The organism is Aeromonas fluvialis (assembly GCF_000819885.1).
Classification (GTDB): Bacteria; Pseudomonadota; Gammaproteobacteria; order Enterobacterales; family Aeromonadaceae; genus Aeromonas; species Aeromonas fluvialis.
On the sequence record NZ_CDBO01000011.1, the window covers coordinates 54,686 to 70,521 of the forward strand.

The 15,836-nt window shown below is 58.7% G+C and carries 16 protein-coding genes; 15 read left to right on the forward strand and 1 reads right to left on the reverse strand.

The features are described from left to right. Window positions 1-3: 3 nt before the first annotated feature. The 11 genes from BN1125_RS02355 to BN1125_RS02405 all read left to right on the forward strand — a co-directional run bounded on the left by BN1125_RS02355 (window position 4) and on the right by BN1125_RS02405 (window position 10,803). Window positions 4-1,515, forward strand: coding sequence for a bifunctional ADP-dependent NAD(P)H-hydrate dehydratase/NAD(P)H-hydrate epimerase (locus BN1125_RS02355; RefSeq protein ID WP_042010453.1), 1,512 nt, complete (start codon window positions 4-6; stop codon window positions 1,513-1,515). Window positions 1,516-1,525: 10 nt separating this feature from the next. Further along, window positions 1,526-1,999 (forward strand): tRNA (adenosine(37)-N6)-threonylcarbamoyltransferase complex ATPase subunit type 1 TsaE, encoded by a 474-nt coding sequence (gene tsaE / locus BN1125_RS02360; RefSeq protein WP_042010455.1) that lies wholly within the window; start codon window positions 1,526-1,528, stop codon window positions 1,997-1,999. Window positions 2,000-2,022: 23 nt separating this feature from the next. Continuing rightward, window positions 2,023-3,711 (forward strand): N-acetylmuramoyl-L-alanine amidase, encoded by a 1,689-nt coding sequence (locus tag BN1125_RS02365; RefSeq protein ID WP_042010457.1) that lies wholly within the window; start codon window positions 2,023-2,025, stop codon window positions 3,709-3,711. A gap of 73 nt (window positions 3,712-3,784) precedes the next feature. Further along, a complete protein-coding gene (locus BN1125_RS19645) occupies window positions 3,785-3,907 on the forward strand; it encodes a hypothetical protein (protein ID WP_280136058.1) in 123 nt (40 codons plus the stop codon). 3 nt (window positions 3,908-3,910) lie between these two features. Continuing rightward, window positions 3,911-5,779, forward strand: a complete 1,869-nt coding sequence (gene mutL, locus BN1125_RS02375) for a DNA mismatch repair endonuclease MutL (RefSeq protein WP_042010460.1) — start codon at window positions 3,911-3,913, stop codon at window positions 5,777-5,779. Next, a complete protein-coding gene (gene miaA / locus BN1125_RS02380) occupies window positions 5,769-6,698 on the forward strand; it encodes a tRNA (adenosine(37)-N6)-dimethylallyltransferase MiaA (RefSeq protein ID WP_084202232.1) in 930 nt (309 codons plus the stop codon). The genes mutL and miaA overlap by 11 nt, the downstream gene beginning before the upstream one ends. A 72-nt stretch (window positions 6,699-6,770) precedes the next feature. Continuing rightward, window positions 6,771-7,034, forward strand: coding sequence for an RNA chaperone Hfq (gene hfq, locus BN1125_RS02385; RefSeq protein WP_040096149.1), 264 nt, complete (start codon window positions 6,771-6,773; stop codon window positions 7,032-7,034). Between the two features lie 63 nt (window positions 7,035-7,097). Next, a complete protein-coding gene (hflX, locus tag BN1125_RS02390) occupies window positions 7,098-8,384 on the forward strand; it encodes a ribosome rescue GTPase HflX (RefSeq protein ID WP_042010461.1) in 1,287 nt (428 codons plus the stop codon). Between the two features lie 85 nt (window positions 8,385-8,469). Continuing rightward, on the forward strand, window positions 8,470-9,618 hold the full coding sequence (gene hflK / locus BN1125_RS02395) for an FtsH protease activity modulator HflK (RefSeq protein ID WP_042010463.1): 1,149 nt from the start codon (window positions 8,470-8,472) through the stop codon (window positions 9,616-9,618). Window positions 9,619-9,621: 3 nt separating this feature from the next. Continuing rightward, the gene (gene hflC, locus BN1125_RS02400; RefSeq protein ID WP_042010465.1) at window positions 9,622-10,506 is read left to right on the forward strand and encodes a protease modulator HflC; all 885 of its coding nucleotides are present in this window, start codon (window positions 9,622-9,624) and stop codon (window positions 10,504-10,506) included. Window positions 10,507-10,614: 108 nt separating this feature from the next. Then, window positions 10,615-10,803 (forward strand): DUF2065 domain-containing protein, encoded by a 189-nt coding sequence (locus BN1125_RS02405; protein ID WP_042010467.1) that lies wholly within the window; start codon window positions 10,615-10,617, stop codon window positions 10,801-10,803. A 90-nt stretch (window positions 10,804-10,893) separates the two neighbouring features. On the opposite strand, the gene ispB is transcribed toward BN1125_RS02405, so the two are convergent. After that, on the reverse strand, window positions 10,894-11,865 hold the full coding sequence (ispB, locus tag BN1125_RS02410) for an octaprenyl diphosphate synthase (RefSeq protein WP_042010468.1): 972 nt from the start codon (window positions 11,863-11,865) through the stop codon (window positions 10,894-10,896). A gap of 242 nt (window positions 11,866-12,107) precedes the next feature. On the opposite strand from ispB, the gene rplU reads away from it, so the two are divergent. The 4 genes from rplU (at window position 12,108) to BN1125_RS02430 (ending at window position 15,834) form a co-directional block, all read left to right on the forward strand. Next, window positions 12,108-12,419: a 50S ribosomal protein L21 gene (gene rplU / locus BN1125_RS02415; protein WP_005304210.1), complete on the forward strand. Its 312-nt coding sequence runs from the start codon at window positions 12,108-12,110 to the stop codon at window positions 12,417-12,419. Window positions 12,420-12,436: 17 nt separating this feature from the next. After that, window positions 12,437-12,694, forward strand: a complete 258-nt coding sequence (gene rpmA, locus BN1125_RS02420; RefSeq protein ID WP_042010470.1) for a 50S ribosomal protein L27 — start codon at window positions 12,437-12,439, stop codon at window positions 12,692-12,694. A gap of 200 nt (window positions 12,695-12,894) precedes the next feature. Further along, window positions 12,895-14,097, forward strand: coding sequence for an Obg family GTPase CgtA (gene cgtA / locus BN1125_RS02425; protein ID WP_042010472.1), 1,203 nt, complete (start codon window positions 12,895-12,897; stop codon window positions 14,095-14,097). 366 nt (window positions 14,098-14,463) lie between these two features. Continuing rightward, complete coding sequence (locus BN1125_RS02430) at window positions 14,464-15,834, forward strand: YjiH family protein (RefSeq protein ID WP_042010474.1); 1,371 nt, start codon at window positions 14,464-14,466, stop codon at window positions 15,832-15,834. Window positions 15,835-15,836 lie beyond the last annotated feature (2 nt).

The following is a 15,836-nucleotide window of genomic DNA, read 5'->3' on the forward strand; positions in this document are numbered from 1 at the left end:
GTCATGGTAGAGATCATCAGGGGCGCGTTGGGCACAAAAGAGGGGGGCAGTTTACCACAGGGGTTGTGGCAGACTGAACAGATCCGCGCATTGGAGCGCAACTGGGCTGCGCGTGAGGGACAACCTCTCTATGCCCTGATGGAGCGAGCTGGTGCTGCGCTGCGCACCTATGCCACCCTGCATTGGCCCGAGAGCCGCTGCTGGTGGATTTTCGTCGGCCCCGGCAATAACGGCGGTGATGGCTATGTGCTGGCCCGCCTGGCTCGCCAGATCGGTATCGAGGTGGTGGTGATTGCCGCCAGAGCACCCGATCAGCTGAAGGGGGATGCCAGACGGGCCGCCGATGAGTGGCTGGCGGCCAGTGGCCGGGTCTGGCTGGCCGAGCAATTTGATGGGGCCCTGCATCTCGCCCCGGATCTGGTGGTCGATGCCCTGCTTGGCACCGGTGTCAACACGCCCCTCTCGCCACTACTGACAAAGATCGTCGCAACAATCAATGGCTTGGCTGTGCCCGTGCTGGCGGTGGATCTCCCCTCCGGCCTCAACGGCGATACCGGCCGCGCCATGGGGGCCGTGGTGCAGGCCACTCGCACCCTCACCTTTATCGGTATCAAGCAGGGGCTGCTCACCGGCGACGGGGTGGATTGCGTCGGCCTGCTCGACTGTGATCCCCTTGGGGTGACGCCGGATGGCACTATGTTGCCCGCCGCCTGGCGCATCGATTATCCGCTGCTAAGCGAACAGCTGACCCCGCGCCAGCGCGCTGCCCACAAGGGCTCTTATGGCAAGGTGCTGCTGGTGGGGGGCAATCGCGGCATGCAGGGAGCTATCGTGCTGGCTGCTCGCGCCTGCCTGCGGGCAGGCGCGGGGCTGGTACGGGTGTGTCAGCATCCGGAACATCCGCCGGTCAGCCTCTATCAATCCGAGCTGATGAGCCTTATCACCGCTGATGACGAGGAGTGGTCGTCGGTGCGGGTCATCGGCCCCGGCCTCGGTCAGGAAGAGTGGGGAAGGGAGCAAATCGTCCGTTATCTCACCGATCGGCTGCCACTGGTTTTGGACGCCGATGGATTGAATTGGCTGGCGCAATCTCCCCGCCATCAGGATAATTGGGTGCTCACGCCCCATCCCGGCGAAGCGGCGCGACTGCTGGGATGCACCCTTGCTGACATTGAAACCGACCGGTTTGCCGCCGTGCAGGCGCTGCAGCGGCGCTATGGCGGTGTGGTGTTGTTAAAAGGGGCGGGAACACTTATTTATGATGGCGAGCGGGTCGCTCTCTGTTGTGAAGGCAATCCCGGCATGGCAAGTGGCGGCATGGGCGATCTGTTATCTGGTATAATCGCCGCCCTTTTGGCTCAGGGCTGGTCTGCCACCATGGCGACCTGGCTAGGCGCCGTGATCCACGGCGAGGCTGCCGATATGGCGGCTAGTGACGGCGAGCGGGGCATGCTGGCATCAGACCTGCTGCCGCTGATCCGCTGGCTGGTTAATCCCAATACCATAACAACTTAACAAGAAGAACATGGCAAAACAGTTGATGATGACACTGCCGGATGAGGCAGCAACCGTGGCTCTGGGTGGCCGTCTGGCACAGGCTTGCCAACAGGCGACCACAGTATTTCTGCACGGCTCGCTGGGCGCCGGTAAAACCACCCTGACCCGTGGCTGGGTGCAGGGGCTTGGCCATCATGGCAAGGTAAAAAGCCCGACCTATACCCTGGTCGAACCCTACGAACTCGATGGCTGGCAGGTTTACCACTTCGATCTCTATCGTCTGGCTGATCCGGAAGAGCTGGAATTCATGGGTATTCGGGACTACTTTGCCGCCAATACGCTCTGTCTGGTGGAGTGGCCCGAAAAGGGTGAAGGTTGGCTGCCGGCTCCCGATCTGGACATTACCCTGACTTATGTAAACGAGCAGCGCGAGGCCCTGATTGAGGCGCGCACTGCGATTGGCGAAGCCATTCTGGAACGGTTGTCATCTACGTGCGCTTGATCCTTCTTCTTGCTTTCTCCTTGATGGCGTTACCCTCTTGGGCGAATCAGCTCAAGAGCGTACGAATCTGGCCATCACCGGATAACACCCGGGTGGTGCTCGATATGAGCAGTGCCCCCAATTACAACTACTTTACCTTGGCTGGCCCCGATCGATTGGTGATCGATCTGAAAGGGGCAACCAATACCGCCAATTTGGCCCGGATCGAGAACAACAGCGAACTGGTGCGCAAGGTTCGTGAGAGCACGCCGCTGGAGAAGGGGGGCCTGCGGCTGGTGCTGGATCTCAGCTCCGCCATCAAGCCGGTGGTCTTTCCGCTAGCGCCTGCCGGCCCTTATGGCCACCGTCTGGTGATCGACCTGCCCTATGAAGAGAAGCGCTCGGCGGCTGTGGTGCAAGCCACGCCCGTTGGTGGCAAGGGCAAGGGAGTGGTCATTGCCATCGACCCGGGTCACGGCGGGGAAGACCCGGGCTCCATCGGACCGCGTCGTACCTATGAGAAGCGGGTAACGCTGGCGGTCTCCCAGAAACTGGCCGCACTGATCGACCGTGAGCCGGGAATGCGTGCCGTGCTGACCCGTCGTGGCGACTACTTCGTCGACCTCAACAAGCGCTCCGAGATTGCCCGCAAGGCCAAGGCGGATCTGCTGGTGTCGGTCCACGCCGACAGCTTCCATAACTCCACCCCGCGCGGCGCCTCGGTCTGGGTGCTCTCGACCAACCGTGCCAACCGCGAGATGGGCAGTTGGCTGGAGAAGCAGGAGAAGCAGGGCGAGCTACTGGGCGGGGTAGGCAAGGTATTGGCGGAATCCGATCCTAACCCCTATCTGGCGCAGACCTTTCTCGACCTCTCCATGGACAAGTCCCGTGCCGAAGGGTATGACGTCAGCCGCCAGATCCTGCGCTCCATGGGCAAGGTCGCCCGACTACACAAGAAAGCGCCGGAGCACGCCAGTCTGGCAGTGCTGAAGGCGCCGGATATTCCCTCCGTGCTGGTGGAGACCGGTTTTATCTCCAACCATGCGGAAGAGAAGCTACTGGCCACCGCCAGCTATCAGGACCAGCTGGCCCGTGCCATCTTCGAGGGGATCCGCAACTACTACCGTGCCAACCCGACCAAGGGGGCCATGCTGACCGGCAAGGGGCAGGCGAGCAGGCCTGCCGCTGCCACACGGCCCGCGCCGGTCGCCTCGCAGCCGGTGAGCCAGCCCAGGCAGCTACAGTCGCAGCCGGTGGTGACCAACAAGATGCCTGCCACGACTCGTGACGGCAGTGGGGCGACCGGTTCTGGCGCCGGGGTGATCAAGCCTTACTCGGCGGCAGCGCAGGAGTCCGGTGCGCCGGTCAGCAGTGTGGGGGACTATGACAAATCGCGAATGCTCCGCCATGTGGTCAAGCGGGGCGAGAGCCTCTCCCGCCTTGCCGAAAAGCATGGAGTGAGTCAGTCCACCCTGGTCGATATTAACCAACTGCGCAGCCGGGATATTCAGATCGGCCAGACCCTCTATATCCCCCAGCAGGGCCAGAGCCGAGCAGCCGCCGTTCGCAGTGACGACAAGTCGCAGATGCTCCGCCATGTGGTCAAGCGGGGGGAGAGTCTCTCCCGCCTTGCCGAGAAACATGGGGTGAGTCAGGCTCGGCTGGTAGAGATCAACAAGCTCAAGTCGCGCAATATCCAGGTCGGGCAGGTGCTCTACATTCCCCAAAACTGACCTGCGGGAGCGGGCGATGCCGCTCCCTGTGTTAGCGAATACTATCCGCAGGATTGAAATTCAGGAGCAAGTGATGCCGATCCGTATATTACCCCTGATTCTGGCCAACCAGATTCCGGCTGGCGGAGAGGGGGTTGAGCTGCCCTTCTGGACAGTTAAGGGGCTCATCATCCGCAAGATTGAAATTCAGGAGTAAGTGATGCCGATCCGTATATTACCCCCGATCCTGGCCAACCAGATTGCAGCCGGAGAGGTGGTGGAGCGGCCCTCTTCTGTGGTGAAAGAGCTGGTGGAAAACAGCCTGGATGCGGGGGCAGACCGGGTCGAGATCGACATCGACAAGGGGGGCGCCAAGCTGATCCGCATCCGTGACAACGGTTGTGGCGTCGCCAAGGATGAGCTGGTGCTGGCCCTGTCGCGTCATGCGACCTCCAAGGTGGCCACGCTGGACGATCTGGAGGGGATCAACAGCCTGGGGTTTCGCGGCGAGGCGCTCGCCTCCATCAGCTCGGTTTCCCGCCTCACCTTCACCTCCCGCACCGCTGAGCAGTCCGAAGCCTGGCAGGCGCAGGCGGAAGGGCGCGAGATGAGCGTCACCATCAAGCCGGCCGCCCATCCGGTGGGCACCACCGTGGAGGTGGTGGATCTCTTCTTCAATACCCCGGCGCGGCGCAAGTTCATGCGCAGCGAAAAGACCGAGTTTGCCCATATCGACGAGCTGGTGCGCCGCATCGCGCTCTCCCGCTTCGATGCCACCCTGATCCTGCGCCACAACGGCAAGGTGGTGCGCCAGTACAAGGCCGCCAATACCGTGCCGGAGCAGGAGCGCCGCCTCGCCGCCGTCTGCGGAACCCCCTTCATGCATCATGCGCTGGCGGTGGAGAGCGAGCACAGCGATGTGCGGCTGTGGGGCTGGCTGGCGACTCCGGAGGGGGCAAGACCGCAAAACGATCTGCAATACACCTATGTCAACGGCCGGATGATGCGCGACAAGCTCATCAACCACGCCATTCGTCAGGCCTATGACGAGTTGCTGCCTGCCGACCGCTTTGCCGCCTATGTGCTCTATATCGAGCTGGATCCCCGTCAGGTGGATGTCAACGTTCACCCGGCCAAGCACGAGGTGCGCTTCCATCAGGCACGGCTGGTGCATGATTTCATCTTTCAGGCGTTGTTTACGGCGTTGCGCCGTAAAGGGGCGACTGCCGCCCATCAGGAAGCGCCGTTGGCCGAAACGCTGGTCGAGCTGCCGGGCAGTCCGCAAATAGAGTACCCAGGTCAGGCGCCACGCCCTGAGTGGTACGGTGCCGAGCACAGCTATCGGGCTCCTGCGCAGGTGCGGGAAGGCGCGGTGCGCGCCAGCAACTACCAACCCCCCGAGCCGACGAGCCGGGAGGCGATGCGCGGCATGGGAGCCCTGCTCACTACGCTGCCCATCGCAGCGGCGGCTGAGGCTGCCCCCGCTCCCGCGCAGCCTGCTGCCACTGCGGCGCCATCCAGACAGGGGGAATGTCGCGCCCTGACGTTGGTGGATCAGGCCTATCTGTTGATAGAGCGGGATAATCAGTTGGAGCTGCTCTCGCTGGTGCGCGCCGAGCGGGTGCTGCTGCGCCACTGGCTGCTGGAGGCTTGGGGCCAGGGACTGGCGGCCCAGCCCTTGCTGCTGCCGGTCTCCTTCAAGCTGCCGAAGAATTTGATCGCGCTGGTGACCGAGCAGGAACGTTTGCTGAAACGGATGGGGCTGGAGTTGAAAAGCGGGGGGCGCGACACCATGATCCTGACTCGGGTGCCGGCTCTGCTGCGCCAGACCGATCTGGTGCGTCTGTTACCCGAATTGCTGCAAATTATCGAGGGCGGATCTGACAGTGATGCTGGTCAGCAGGCTGAAGTATTATGCCAATGGCTGGTGGAGCAGGGGATAAGCCGCGAGAAGATATACGATTTTTCAACTGCCAGTCGTCTGCTGACGGAACTTGTGACTGATTTCAGTGACCAGCTTGGTGACATGCGTATGGTGCGCCCGCTTTCGCTGGCGACCGTGCTGGAGGAGTTTGAACATGGCGAGTGACTTGCCGACCGCAATTTTTCTGATGGGGCCGACGGCCTCCGGCAAGACGGATCTCGCCATTAAACTGTGCCAGACATTGCCCTGCGACATCATCAGCGTCGATTCGGCGCTGATCTATCGTGGCATGGATATCGGCACGGCCAAACCGACCGCCGAGGAGCTGGCGTTGGCGCCACACCGGTTGATCGACATTCTCGACCCGGCCATGAGCTATTCGGCGGCCGATTTTTGCAAGGATGCCCTGCGGGAGATGAAAGAGATCGCCGACCGTGGCCGCATTCCGCTGCTGGTCGGTGGCACCATGCTCTATTTCAAGGCGTTGCTGGAGGGATTGTCCCCGCTGCCTTCCGCCGATCCCGTCATTCGTGCCGGGATTGAAGAAGAGGCGGCCCGCCTCGGTTGGCAGGCGCTGCACGATGAGCTGGTGCGCATCGATCCGGTCGCCGGGGCACGGATCCATCCCAATGATCCGCAGCGCCTCAGCCGGGCTCTGGAGGTCTACCGCATCAGCGGCAAGACACTCACCGAGCTGACGCAGGTGCAAGGTGAGGGGTTGCCCTATCGGGTGCAGCAGTTTGCCATTGCGCCAAGTGATCGCGCCGTGCTGCACCAGCGTATTGAACAGCGCTTTGACAAGATGCTGCAAGGTGGCTTTGAGCAGGAGGTGCGTGCGCTGATGGCGCGTGGCGATCTGCACCTGGATCTCCCCTCCATTCGCTGCGTGGGTTATCGCCAAATGTGGGACTACCTGGGCGGCGAAGTGGGGTATGATGAGATGCGTTATCGTGGCATTGTTGCCACACGCCAATTGGCAAAACGACAGATGACCTGGTTGCGCGGCTGGCCCGAGGTAACCTGGTTGGAATCTGGTGAGTCTGGCAATCTCGACCGCGTGCTTGCTCGCGCTGGTGCAGCTTGACACTCCCTGTATAATCAGGTTGTTATATTGATATTCGGTGTTTAAAAACAACAAACTATAAGGAAAAGAAAAATGGCTAAGGGGCAATCTCTCCAAGACCCGTTTTTGAATGCGCTGCGCCGTGAGCGGATTCCTGTTTCTATCTATTTGGTGAACGGCATCAAACTGCAAGGTCAGATCGAGTCTTTTGACCAGTTTGTGATTCTGCTGAAAAACACCGTGAGCCAGATGGTTTACAAGCACGCCATCTCGACCGTCGTACCGGCCCGTGCCGTCAATCATCACCAACCAGCTCCGGGTGGTGCGGCGGATGAACAGGGTGATGCCGAGGCGTGATATCCCTGGGCGAGTCTACTCGTCAACTCAGATTCATCATGATTCCTGTTAAGGAGCAAGCGCTTGTTTGACCGTTATGAAGCTGGCGAACAGGCCGTCCTGGTGCATGTCAACTTCAGTGATGAGGGTGAGCGGGAGGATCTGGAAGAGCTCAAAATGCTGGTGAGCTCGGCCGGCGTCAATGCACTGGGGGTGGTCACCACCAGCCGCAGTGCGCCCAGTGCCAAGTTTTTTGTCGGCAGTGGCAAGGCTGAAGAGATCGCGTCCCAAGTCCAGATGCTGGCGGCGGACGTGGTGATCTTCAACCATGCCCTGACCCCCGCCCAGGAGCGTAACCTGGAGCGTCTGTTCCAGTGCCGGGTGGTGGACCGAACCGGCCTGATCCTCGATATCTTTGCCCAGCGTGCTCGTACCCACGAAGGTAAACTGCAGGTCGAACTGGCCCAGTTGCGCCATCTTTCTACTCGTCTGGTGCGAGGCTGGACCCACCTTGAGCGTCAAAAAGGCGGGATCGGTCTGCGTGGCCCGGGTGAAACCCAGCTTGAAACTGACCGACGTCTGTTGCGGGAACGCATCAAGGCGATTTTGCGTCGGCTCGACAAGGTGGCCAAGCAGCGGGAGCAGGGACGCCGCGCCCGCAACCGCAACGAAGTGCCGACGGTGTCACTGGTTGGTTATACCAACGCCGGAAAGTCCACTTTGTTCAACCAACTTACAGCTGCCAGCGTGTATGCTGCCGACCAATTGTTCGCAACTCTGGATCCCACCCTGCGTAAACTGGTGATCCGGGATGTGGGTGATGTGATTTTGGCGGATACAGTTGGATTTATTCGACACTTGCCCCATGATCTGGTCGCGGCCTTCAAGGCGACCCTGCAGGAGACCCGTGAAGCGGATCTGCTGCTGCATGTGGTGGATTGTGCCGATGAGCAGATGCAGGAGAATATCGACTCCGTGCAGCAGGTGTTGGCTGAGATTGAAGCCGATGACCGTCCCCAGCTGATGATCTGCAACAAGATCGACAAGCTGGCGGATCGTCCGACGGGTCTGGAGCGAGATGACGAGGGGCGCCCGTTGCGCGTCTGGTTGTCGGCCCAGACCGGTGAAGGGTGTGAGCATCTGTTTACGGCGCTGACCGAATTGCTGGCTGGCTCCATGGTGCATCACACCCTGCAGTTGCCTCCTTCTGCCGCGAGATTGCGCAGTGCGCTCTATCAGTTGAAAGGGATTGAGCAGGAAGGTTTTAGCGAGGAGGGTGATTTCGTGCTGGAAGTCCGCTTGCAAGTGGCCGACTGGAACCGCCTCGTGAAACAGGAAGGTGAGATTTTACAACGCTCTATCAGACATTGATTCGTCTGTGAATGCTGACAGGCTTCATCAACGATGAAGGTCCGGTAGAGATGATTTCCATCCGCAAGTATTAATGGAGACGCTGATGGCTTGGAATGAGCCTGGTAACAACGGCAAAGACCGTGACCCTTGGGGGAATAACGGCAAGAATCAGGGCCCCCCTGATCTGGATGAAATGCTGCGCAAGGTGAGTCGCCGTTTCGGTGGCTTGCTGGGTGGCGGCAAGTCTGGCGGCGATATCGGTCGCTTTGGTCTCTCCATCGCGCTGGTGGTAGCCGTGGTGGTGTGGGTCGTCAGCGGCTTCTACACCATTCGTGAAGCCGAGCGAGGCGTGGTGCTGCGTTTTGGGGAGTACTCCCATAATGTGGATCCGGGCTTGCGCTGGAAGCCGACCTTTATCGATCAGGTCATTCCGGTAGACGTCGAATCGGTACGCTCCCTGCCGGCCTCCGGTTTCATGCTGACTCAGGATGAAAACGTGGTGCGGGTCGAGATGGACGTGCAGTACCGCGTCGTCAACCCGGAGCAGTATCTGTTCAGCGTAACCAATGCTGACGAGAGCCTGAGTCAGGCGACCGATAGTGCCCTGCGTTACGTAGTGGGTCACACCAAGATGGATGACGTACTGACCACGGGTCGGGAAAAAGTCCGTCAGGAGACCTGGCAGGTGATCGATGGCATCATCGAGCCCTACCAGATGGGTCTGCAGATCGTGGACGTCAACTTCTTGCCGGCTCGTCCGCCGGAAGAGGTGAAAGACGCCTTCGATGACGCCATTTCCGCTCAGGAAGATGAGCAGCGCTTCATTCGTGAAGCGGAAGCCTATGCCCGTGAAGTCGAGCCGAAGGCGCGCGGTTCCGTCAAGCGTCTGGAGCAGGAAGCGGAAGCTTACAAGTCACAGATCGTGCTGAAGGCCCAGGGTGAAGTTGCCCGTTTCAACGAGCTGCTGCCCCAGTATCAGGCTGCCCCCGAGCTGACCCGTGAGCGTATCTATCTGGAAACGATGGAAGAGCTCTATCAGCAAGCCAACAAGGTGGTGGTCGACATGCCGGCTGGCAACAACAGCATGATCTATCTGCCGCTCGACAAGCTCTCTGGCAAAGCGAATGCAGTACAACCGGCTCGTCCGGCAGGTACTCCGGTGGTTGAACAGACGCCTCCGTCCAACGAAGGGGCCAACTCTACACCGACCCCGCTGCGTGGCGGTGACCGTTTCAGCTCAGGGAGAAACTGATAGATGAAAAAGTTAGCTATTGGTGCAATCGCTGTCGCGGCCATGGTCTGTTTCTCTTCTGTCTTTATTGTGAATGAAGGGCAGAAAGGGATCGTGGTGCAATTTGGCAAGGTGAAGCGTATTGACTCAGGTGAGCCCCGTCTTTACGAGCCGGGTCTGCACTTCAAGGTGCCGCTCATCGACCAGGTTCGCAAGATGGATGCTCGCATCCAGACGCTGGAAGGCCAGGCGGATCGCTTCGTCACGTCCGAGAAGAAGGATCTGATCATCGACTCCTATGTGAAGTGGAAGATCGAAGACTTCTCCAAGTACTACTTGGCAACCGGTGGTGGCAACAAGATCCAGGCTGAAGATCTGCTCAAGCGTAAAATCAACAACGGGCTGCGTTCCGAGATCGGTAACCGCACCATCAAGGATATCGTTTCCGGTGAGCGCAGTACCGTGATGGAAGATGCCCTGATGAAGATGGCACGCTCCTCCGAGCTGGGCATCAAGGTGGTTGATGTACGGATCAAGCAGATCAACTTGCCGTTGGAAGTCTCCAGCTCCATCTATCAGCGGATGCGTGCCGAGCGGACTGCGGTAGCCCGTGAGCATCGCTCTCAGGGTCGTGAGCAGGCTGAAATCCTGCGTGCCGATATCGACCGCAAGGTGACCGTTATGATCGCCGATGCCGAGAGTAACGCGCGTCAACTGCGTGGTGAAGGGGATGCCGAAGCCGCCAAGATCTATGCCGACAGCTACAAGAAAGACCCCGAGTTTTTCAGCTTCGTGCGTAGCATGGAGGCCTATCGCAAGAGCTTTGCCGGTGGCAACGACCTGATGGTGTTGAAGCCGGACAGCGAGTTCTTCCGCTACCTCAAGTCACCTAACGGCACCAAGCAGTAATCGCCACAGGGTTACATTCAAAGGGTCTGCATTGTCAGACCCTTTTGTTTTGCTGCCAACGCCACCTGGTGGATACTCTGGGTAGCTTGCTGTATTGAAGGAGGCCTGATGCTGACATCCATACTGACGGGGTTGGGATTGCTGCTGCTGTTTGAAGGGCTCGGTCCGCTGTTGATGCCAAGAGCCTGGCAGCAGATGCTGCGTCTGCTGAGTGACCAGCCCGCGGAGCAGCTGCGCCGTATCGGCGGTTCGCTGGTGGTGGCTGGTGCGGTGATCCTCTGGATGATGAGTCGTTGAGCCTGACGGTGGGCGCTGTTACGCCTGCCCCAACAGACAATAAAAAATGAGGCCATCCGGCCTCTTTTTTATTGTATCTGACCCTGTGACTCAGGCGCTGCGCTGGACCGCCATATGGGCCAGGGTCTCGAGTGCCTGCTTGTGCTGGGAGTCCGGCAGGATGGCGAGGGCGGCAATCGCCTTGTCAGCCTCTTCCCGGGCCCGCATGCGGGAGTATTCCAGCGCACCGGTGCGGTCGAGAATGCCGAGGATCTGCTCAAGATGTTCCATACCGTTGCGGTGCTCGATGGCATCGCGCACCCGCTGGCGCTCTTCCGGCGTGCCCACTTCCATGGCGCGCAGCAGCGGCAGGGTCGGTTTGCCTTCGGCCAGATCGTCACCGACGTTCTTGCCCATCTCTTCACTCTGGGAGCAGTAGTCCATCACGTCATCGATGATCTGGAACGCGGTGCCCAGATACTTGCCGTAATCGGTCATGGCCTGCTCGACGGGCTCGGGCTGATGGGTCAGCACGGCGGCGAGCCGGGTGGCGGCCTCGAACAGCTTGGCGGTCTTGCAGTAGATGACCGTCATGTAGCTCTCTTCGGTGGTGTCCGGATCGTTGCAGTTCATCAGCTGCAACACTTCCCCCTCGGCGATGGTGTTGGTGGCATCCGAGAGGATCTCCATCACTCGCAGATTGGAGAGTTCGGCCATCATCTGGAAGGAGCGGCTATAGAGGTAGTCACCGACCAGCACGCTGGCGGCATTGCCAAACATGGCGTTGGCGGTCTCCCGGCCGCGGCGCAGGTCGGATTCGTCGACCACGTCATCATGCAGCAGGGTAGAGGTATGAATGAATTCGATGATGGCGGCCAGTTTCAGGTGATCCTCACCCTCATAGCCCAGCGCACGCGCAGCCATCACGGTCAGCATGGGGCGCATCCGTTTCCCGCCGGCGCTGACAATGTAGAAACCCAGCTGATTGATCAGACTAACGTCGGACTGGAGTCGGGCCAGGATCAGTTCATTGACCGCCGTCATGTCGGCGGCACAGAGCGCACGGATAGTCTGTTGGTCCATAAGTCTCGTAACGTGACAGCAGCAAGAACTGCGATTTTAGTAATGGCAGGGATTCTACACGATTTCACAATGGGTTACAGTTAGGCGTTTATTCACGGCGGCAGATATGCGCACAAAATAAACTTTTTGCTAAATTGGCCTTGCCTGAGCAAATCGATTTGCGTAGAATGCCCGCCCATTGTTATAGGTTTTTGTGCATGTCTAGCCTTGAGCAAAAGACATGCCTTTACGGAGTTAATCAAATGTACGCGGTATTCCAAAGCGGCGGAAAACAACACCGTGTGGCCGAAGGTCAAATCGTTCGTCTGGAAAAGCTGAACGTTGAGACTGGCGCTACCATCGACTTCAACGAAGTTCTGATGGTTGCTGCAGGCGACACTTTTAAAGTAGGTGCTCCTTTCGTTGAAGGTGGCAAGGTTGTAGCTGAAGTTGTGGCTCACGGCCGTGGCGAGAAAGTGACTATCGTCAAGTTCCGTCGTCGTAAGCACCATCGTAAGCAAGCGGGCCACCGTCAGTGGTTCACTGAAGTCAAAATCACTGGCATCAGCGCTTAATTAGAGGAGTCCGATAAATGGCACACAAAAAAGCTGGCGGTTCATCCCGCAACGGTCGCGATTCTGAAGCTAAACGCCTGGGCGTGAAGCGTTTCGGCGGCGAAACAGTTCTGGCTGGTAGCATCATCGTTCGTCAGCGTGGCACCAAGTTCCACGCTGGCAACAACGTTGGTCTGGGCACCGATCACACCCTGTACGCGAAAGCGACTGGCAAGATCCTGTTTGAAGTTAAAGGTCCGCTGAATCGTAAGTACGTAAGCATCATTGCTGAGTAATTACGGACCGCAAGGATCCGAAGCCCCGCCAACAGGCGGGGCTTTTGTTTTTCTGACGTCTTTCTGATGTCGTTGACGAAAAAACGGAACGCAGCTGACGTTGGCTCTGATGAGCATGATTGGCAAGATGCGTATCGCCCGCAGGGGTCTGTACCACTATAATTGCGTATCGGTTTTTCGAATTAAGGTGACGGTTACCTATGAAGTTTGTTGATGAAGTCCAGATTCGAGTCGATGCCGGTGACGGTGGTAACGGTTGTGTCAGCTTCCGTCGGGAATTGTATGTTCCTAACGGTGGTCCGGACGGTGGTGACGGCGGCGATGGTGGTGATGTTTATCTGCTGGCAGATGAAAACCTCAACACCCTGATCGACTACCGTTTTGAGCGTTTCCATGCTGCCGAGCGTGGAGAAAATGGTCGCAGTGCCAACTGTACCGGGCATCGTGGCAAGGACAAGGTCCTGCGCGTACCGGTCGGTACCCGCGCCAGCGATGAAGATACCGGTGAACGTTTGGGCGACCTGACCAGCCATGGCCAGAAACTGATGGTTGCCAAAGGCGGTTTCCATGGTCTGGGCAATACTCGCTTCAAGAGCTCGGTCAACCGTGCTCCGCGCCAGAAGAGTAACGGTACCCCGGGTGAAGTGCGTACCCTGAAGCTGGAGCTGCTGCTGCTGGCCGACGTCGGTATGCTGGGTCTGCCCAACGCAGGCAAATCTACCTTTATTCGCGCCGTCTCTGCGGCCCGCCCAAAAGTGGCCGATTACCCCTTCACTACTTTGGTGCCGAACCTGGGCGTGGTGCGTGGTGAGAACTCCCGCTCCTTCGTGATCGCCGATATCCCGGGTCTGATCGAGGGTGCCGCCGAAGGCGCAGGCCTTGGTATCCGTTTTCTCAAGCACCTCGAGCGTTGCCGCGTGCTGATCCATCTGGTGGATATCTGCCCGGTGGATGAGTCGGATCCGGCTGAAAATGCCGTGACGATCGTCCGGGAGCTGGAGAAGTACAGCCCCGAGCTGGCAGGCAAGCCGCGCTGGTTGGTGTTCAACAAGATGGACCTGATCCTGGAAGAAGAAGCCCAGGAAGTGATGGATCGCGTCAAGGCGGCCCTGAACCATGAAGGCCCGGTCTACGCCATCACTGCTATCAGCAAGGAAGGGACCAAGAAAGTCTGCTATGACATTCTGGACCTGCTGGACACCATGCCGCGTCAACTGGCAGAAGATGCCAAAGAGGCCATCGAGAAGGTCGAGTTCAAGTGGGACGACTACCACAAGAACCAGTTAGCCAAGGCAGAAGCGGATGCGCTGGCCGCCTCCATGGCCTTTGACGAAGGGCTCGACGATGATGATTGGGATGACGACGAAGATGATGGCGTTGAAGTCATCTACGTCCGTGACTGATCCCCGTCACTCTCATTGAAAACCGGAGCCTGAACAGGCTCCGGTTTTTTTATGTCTATCGAGCAGCAACTCATTAGGTATGTTTGTGATGCTACTTATTGCCTGCCACTGATAACCGATTATACTGCCTACCAAAATTAACAATAACGAAACAATCATCTGTCGATGTCGATTGAATCGATATGCGCCGCTATATCTTGTTGTTTTGATGGAAGGTTTACCTGATAAAATATTTATGCGCAGATTTATCGATTAAGGGCTTGTTTGTGCATTTTTTTAGAGTATTCTTGCGGCCGTTTTGCTGGCTAATGCATGAATACGCAGTTTGGCCAGGCTAGGGAAAAGTAACATTAAGGCAGTCATATCATGTTGGAAAAGAGTCTCGAAGCACCTGCGGTCAATACCCGCCGTAACTTGTTGATGTTTCTAATCCCGTCACTGATCGGGATCTTGCTGTTCATGACGCCGGTCGTCTATGACGGCAACGTCACCATTCCGGTGGCCGTGCTGGCCAAGCTGGTTCAGCGCGTATTTGCCGACTATCTGGTCGCCATGGTCAGCGCCGCGATCACCACCACCATGTTGATGACGCTGATTACCTGGTTGTTCAAGCCCGCGATTCTGGTGCGTCGACCCTTCCTCAACAGCCTGTTCAATGTCTCTCCCTTCTGGGCCAGCGTGCGGGTTTTGGGCGGTATTTTCGTCCTGCTCACCTTCTTCCAGGCGGGACCAGAGGTGCTCTATTCCGGTGCGACCGGTGGTCTGGTGCTCAACGATCTGCTGCCAGTGCTGTTCTCGGTCTTCATCTTCGCCGGCCTGCTGCTGCCATTGCTGCTCGATTTCGGGCTGCTGGAGTTCGTCGGCACCATGATGACCCGTATCATGCGTCCGGTATTTCGCCTGCCGGGTCGCTCCGCCGTGGATTGCTTTGCCTCCTGGCTCGGCGATGGCAGCGTGGGCATCCTGCTGACCAGCAAGCAGTACGAAGGGAAGTTTTATACCCAGCGTGAAGCCGCGGTTATTGGTACCACCTTCTCCGCCGTCTCCATCACCTTCTGTCTGGTGGTTATCTCCCAGGTGAAGCTGGAGCACATGTTCGTTCCCTTCTATCTGACCGTCTGTCTGGCGGGTGTGGTCGCCGCCATCGTGGTACCGCGTCTGCCGCCACTGTGCTGGAAAAAGGACATCTATGCCGATGGCACGCCCTTGTGCCGCAAGCAGGAAGCGGTGCCGCATCAGCACAGTGTGATGAGCTATGGCTTCGAGCGTGCGCTGACCAAGGCCGAGAGCGTTACCGATCTTGGCGCCGTGGCGCGGGAAGGGGTGAAGAATGCGCTGGATATGGTGTTTGGCGTGTTGCCGGTGGTGATGGCGATCGGTACCTGTGCCCTGATGCTGGCCGAGCACACCCAGGTCTTTAATTGGCTGGGCGCGCCGTTTGTTCCGTTGCTGGAACTGCTGCAACTGCCGGAGGCGGAAGCCGCATCCAAGACCATTATGATCGGTTTTGCCGACATGTTTATTCCGGCCGTGCTGGCCTCCACCATCGAGAGCGAGATGACCCGCTTCGTCATCGCCGCCATGTCGGTGACCCAGCTGATCTATATGTCCGAAGTGGGCGCTCTGCTGCTGGGCAGCAAGATCCCGGTCAAGCTGTGGGAGTTGTTCGTCATCTTCTTGCTGCGCACCCTGGTCACTCTGCCTGTGATCGCCGGGGTGGCACACCTGCTGTTCTGAGT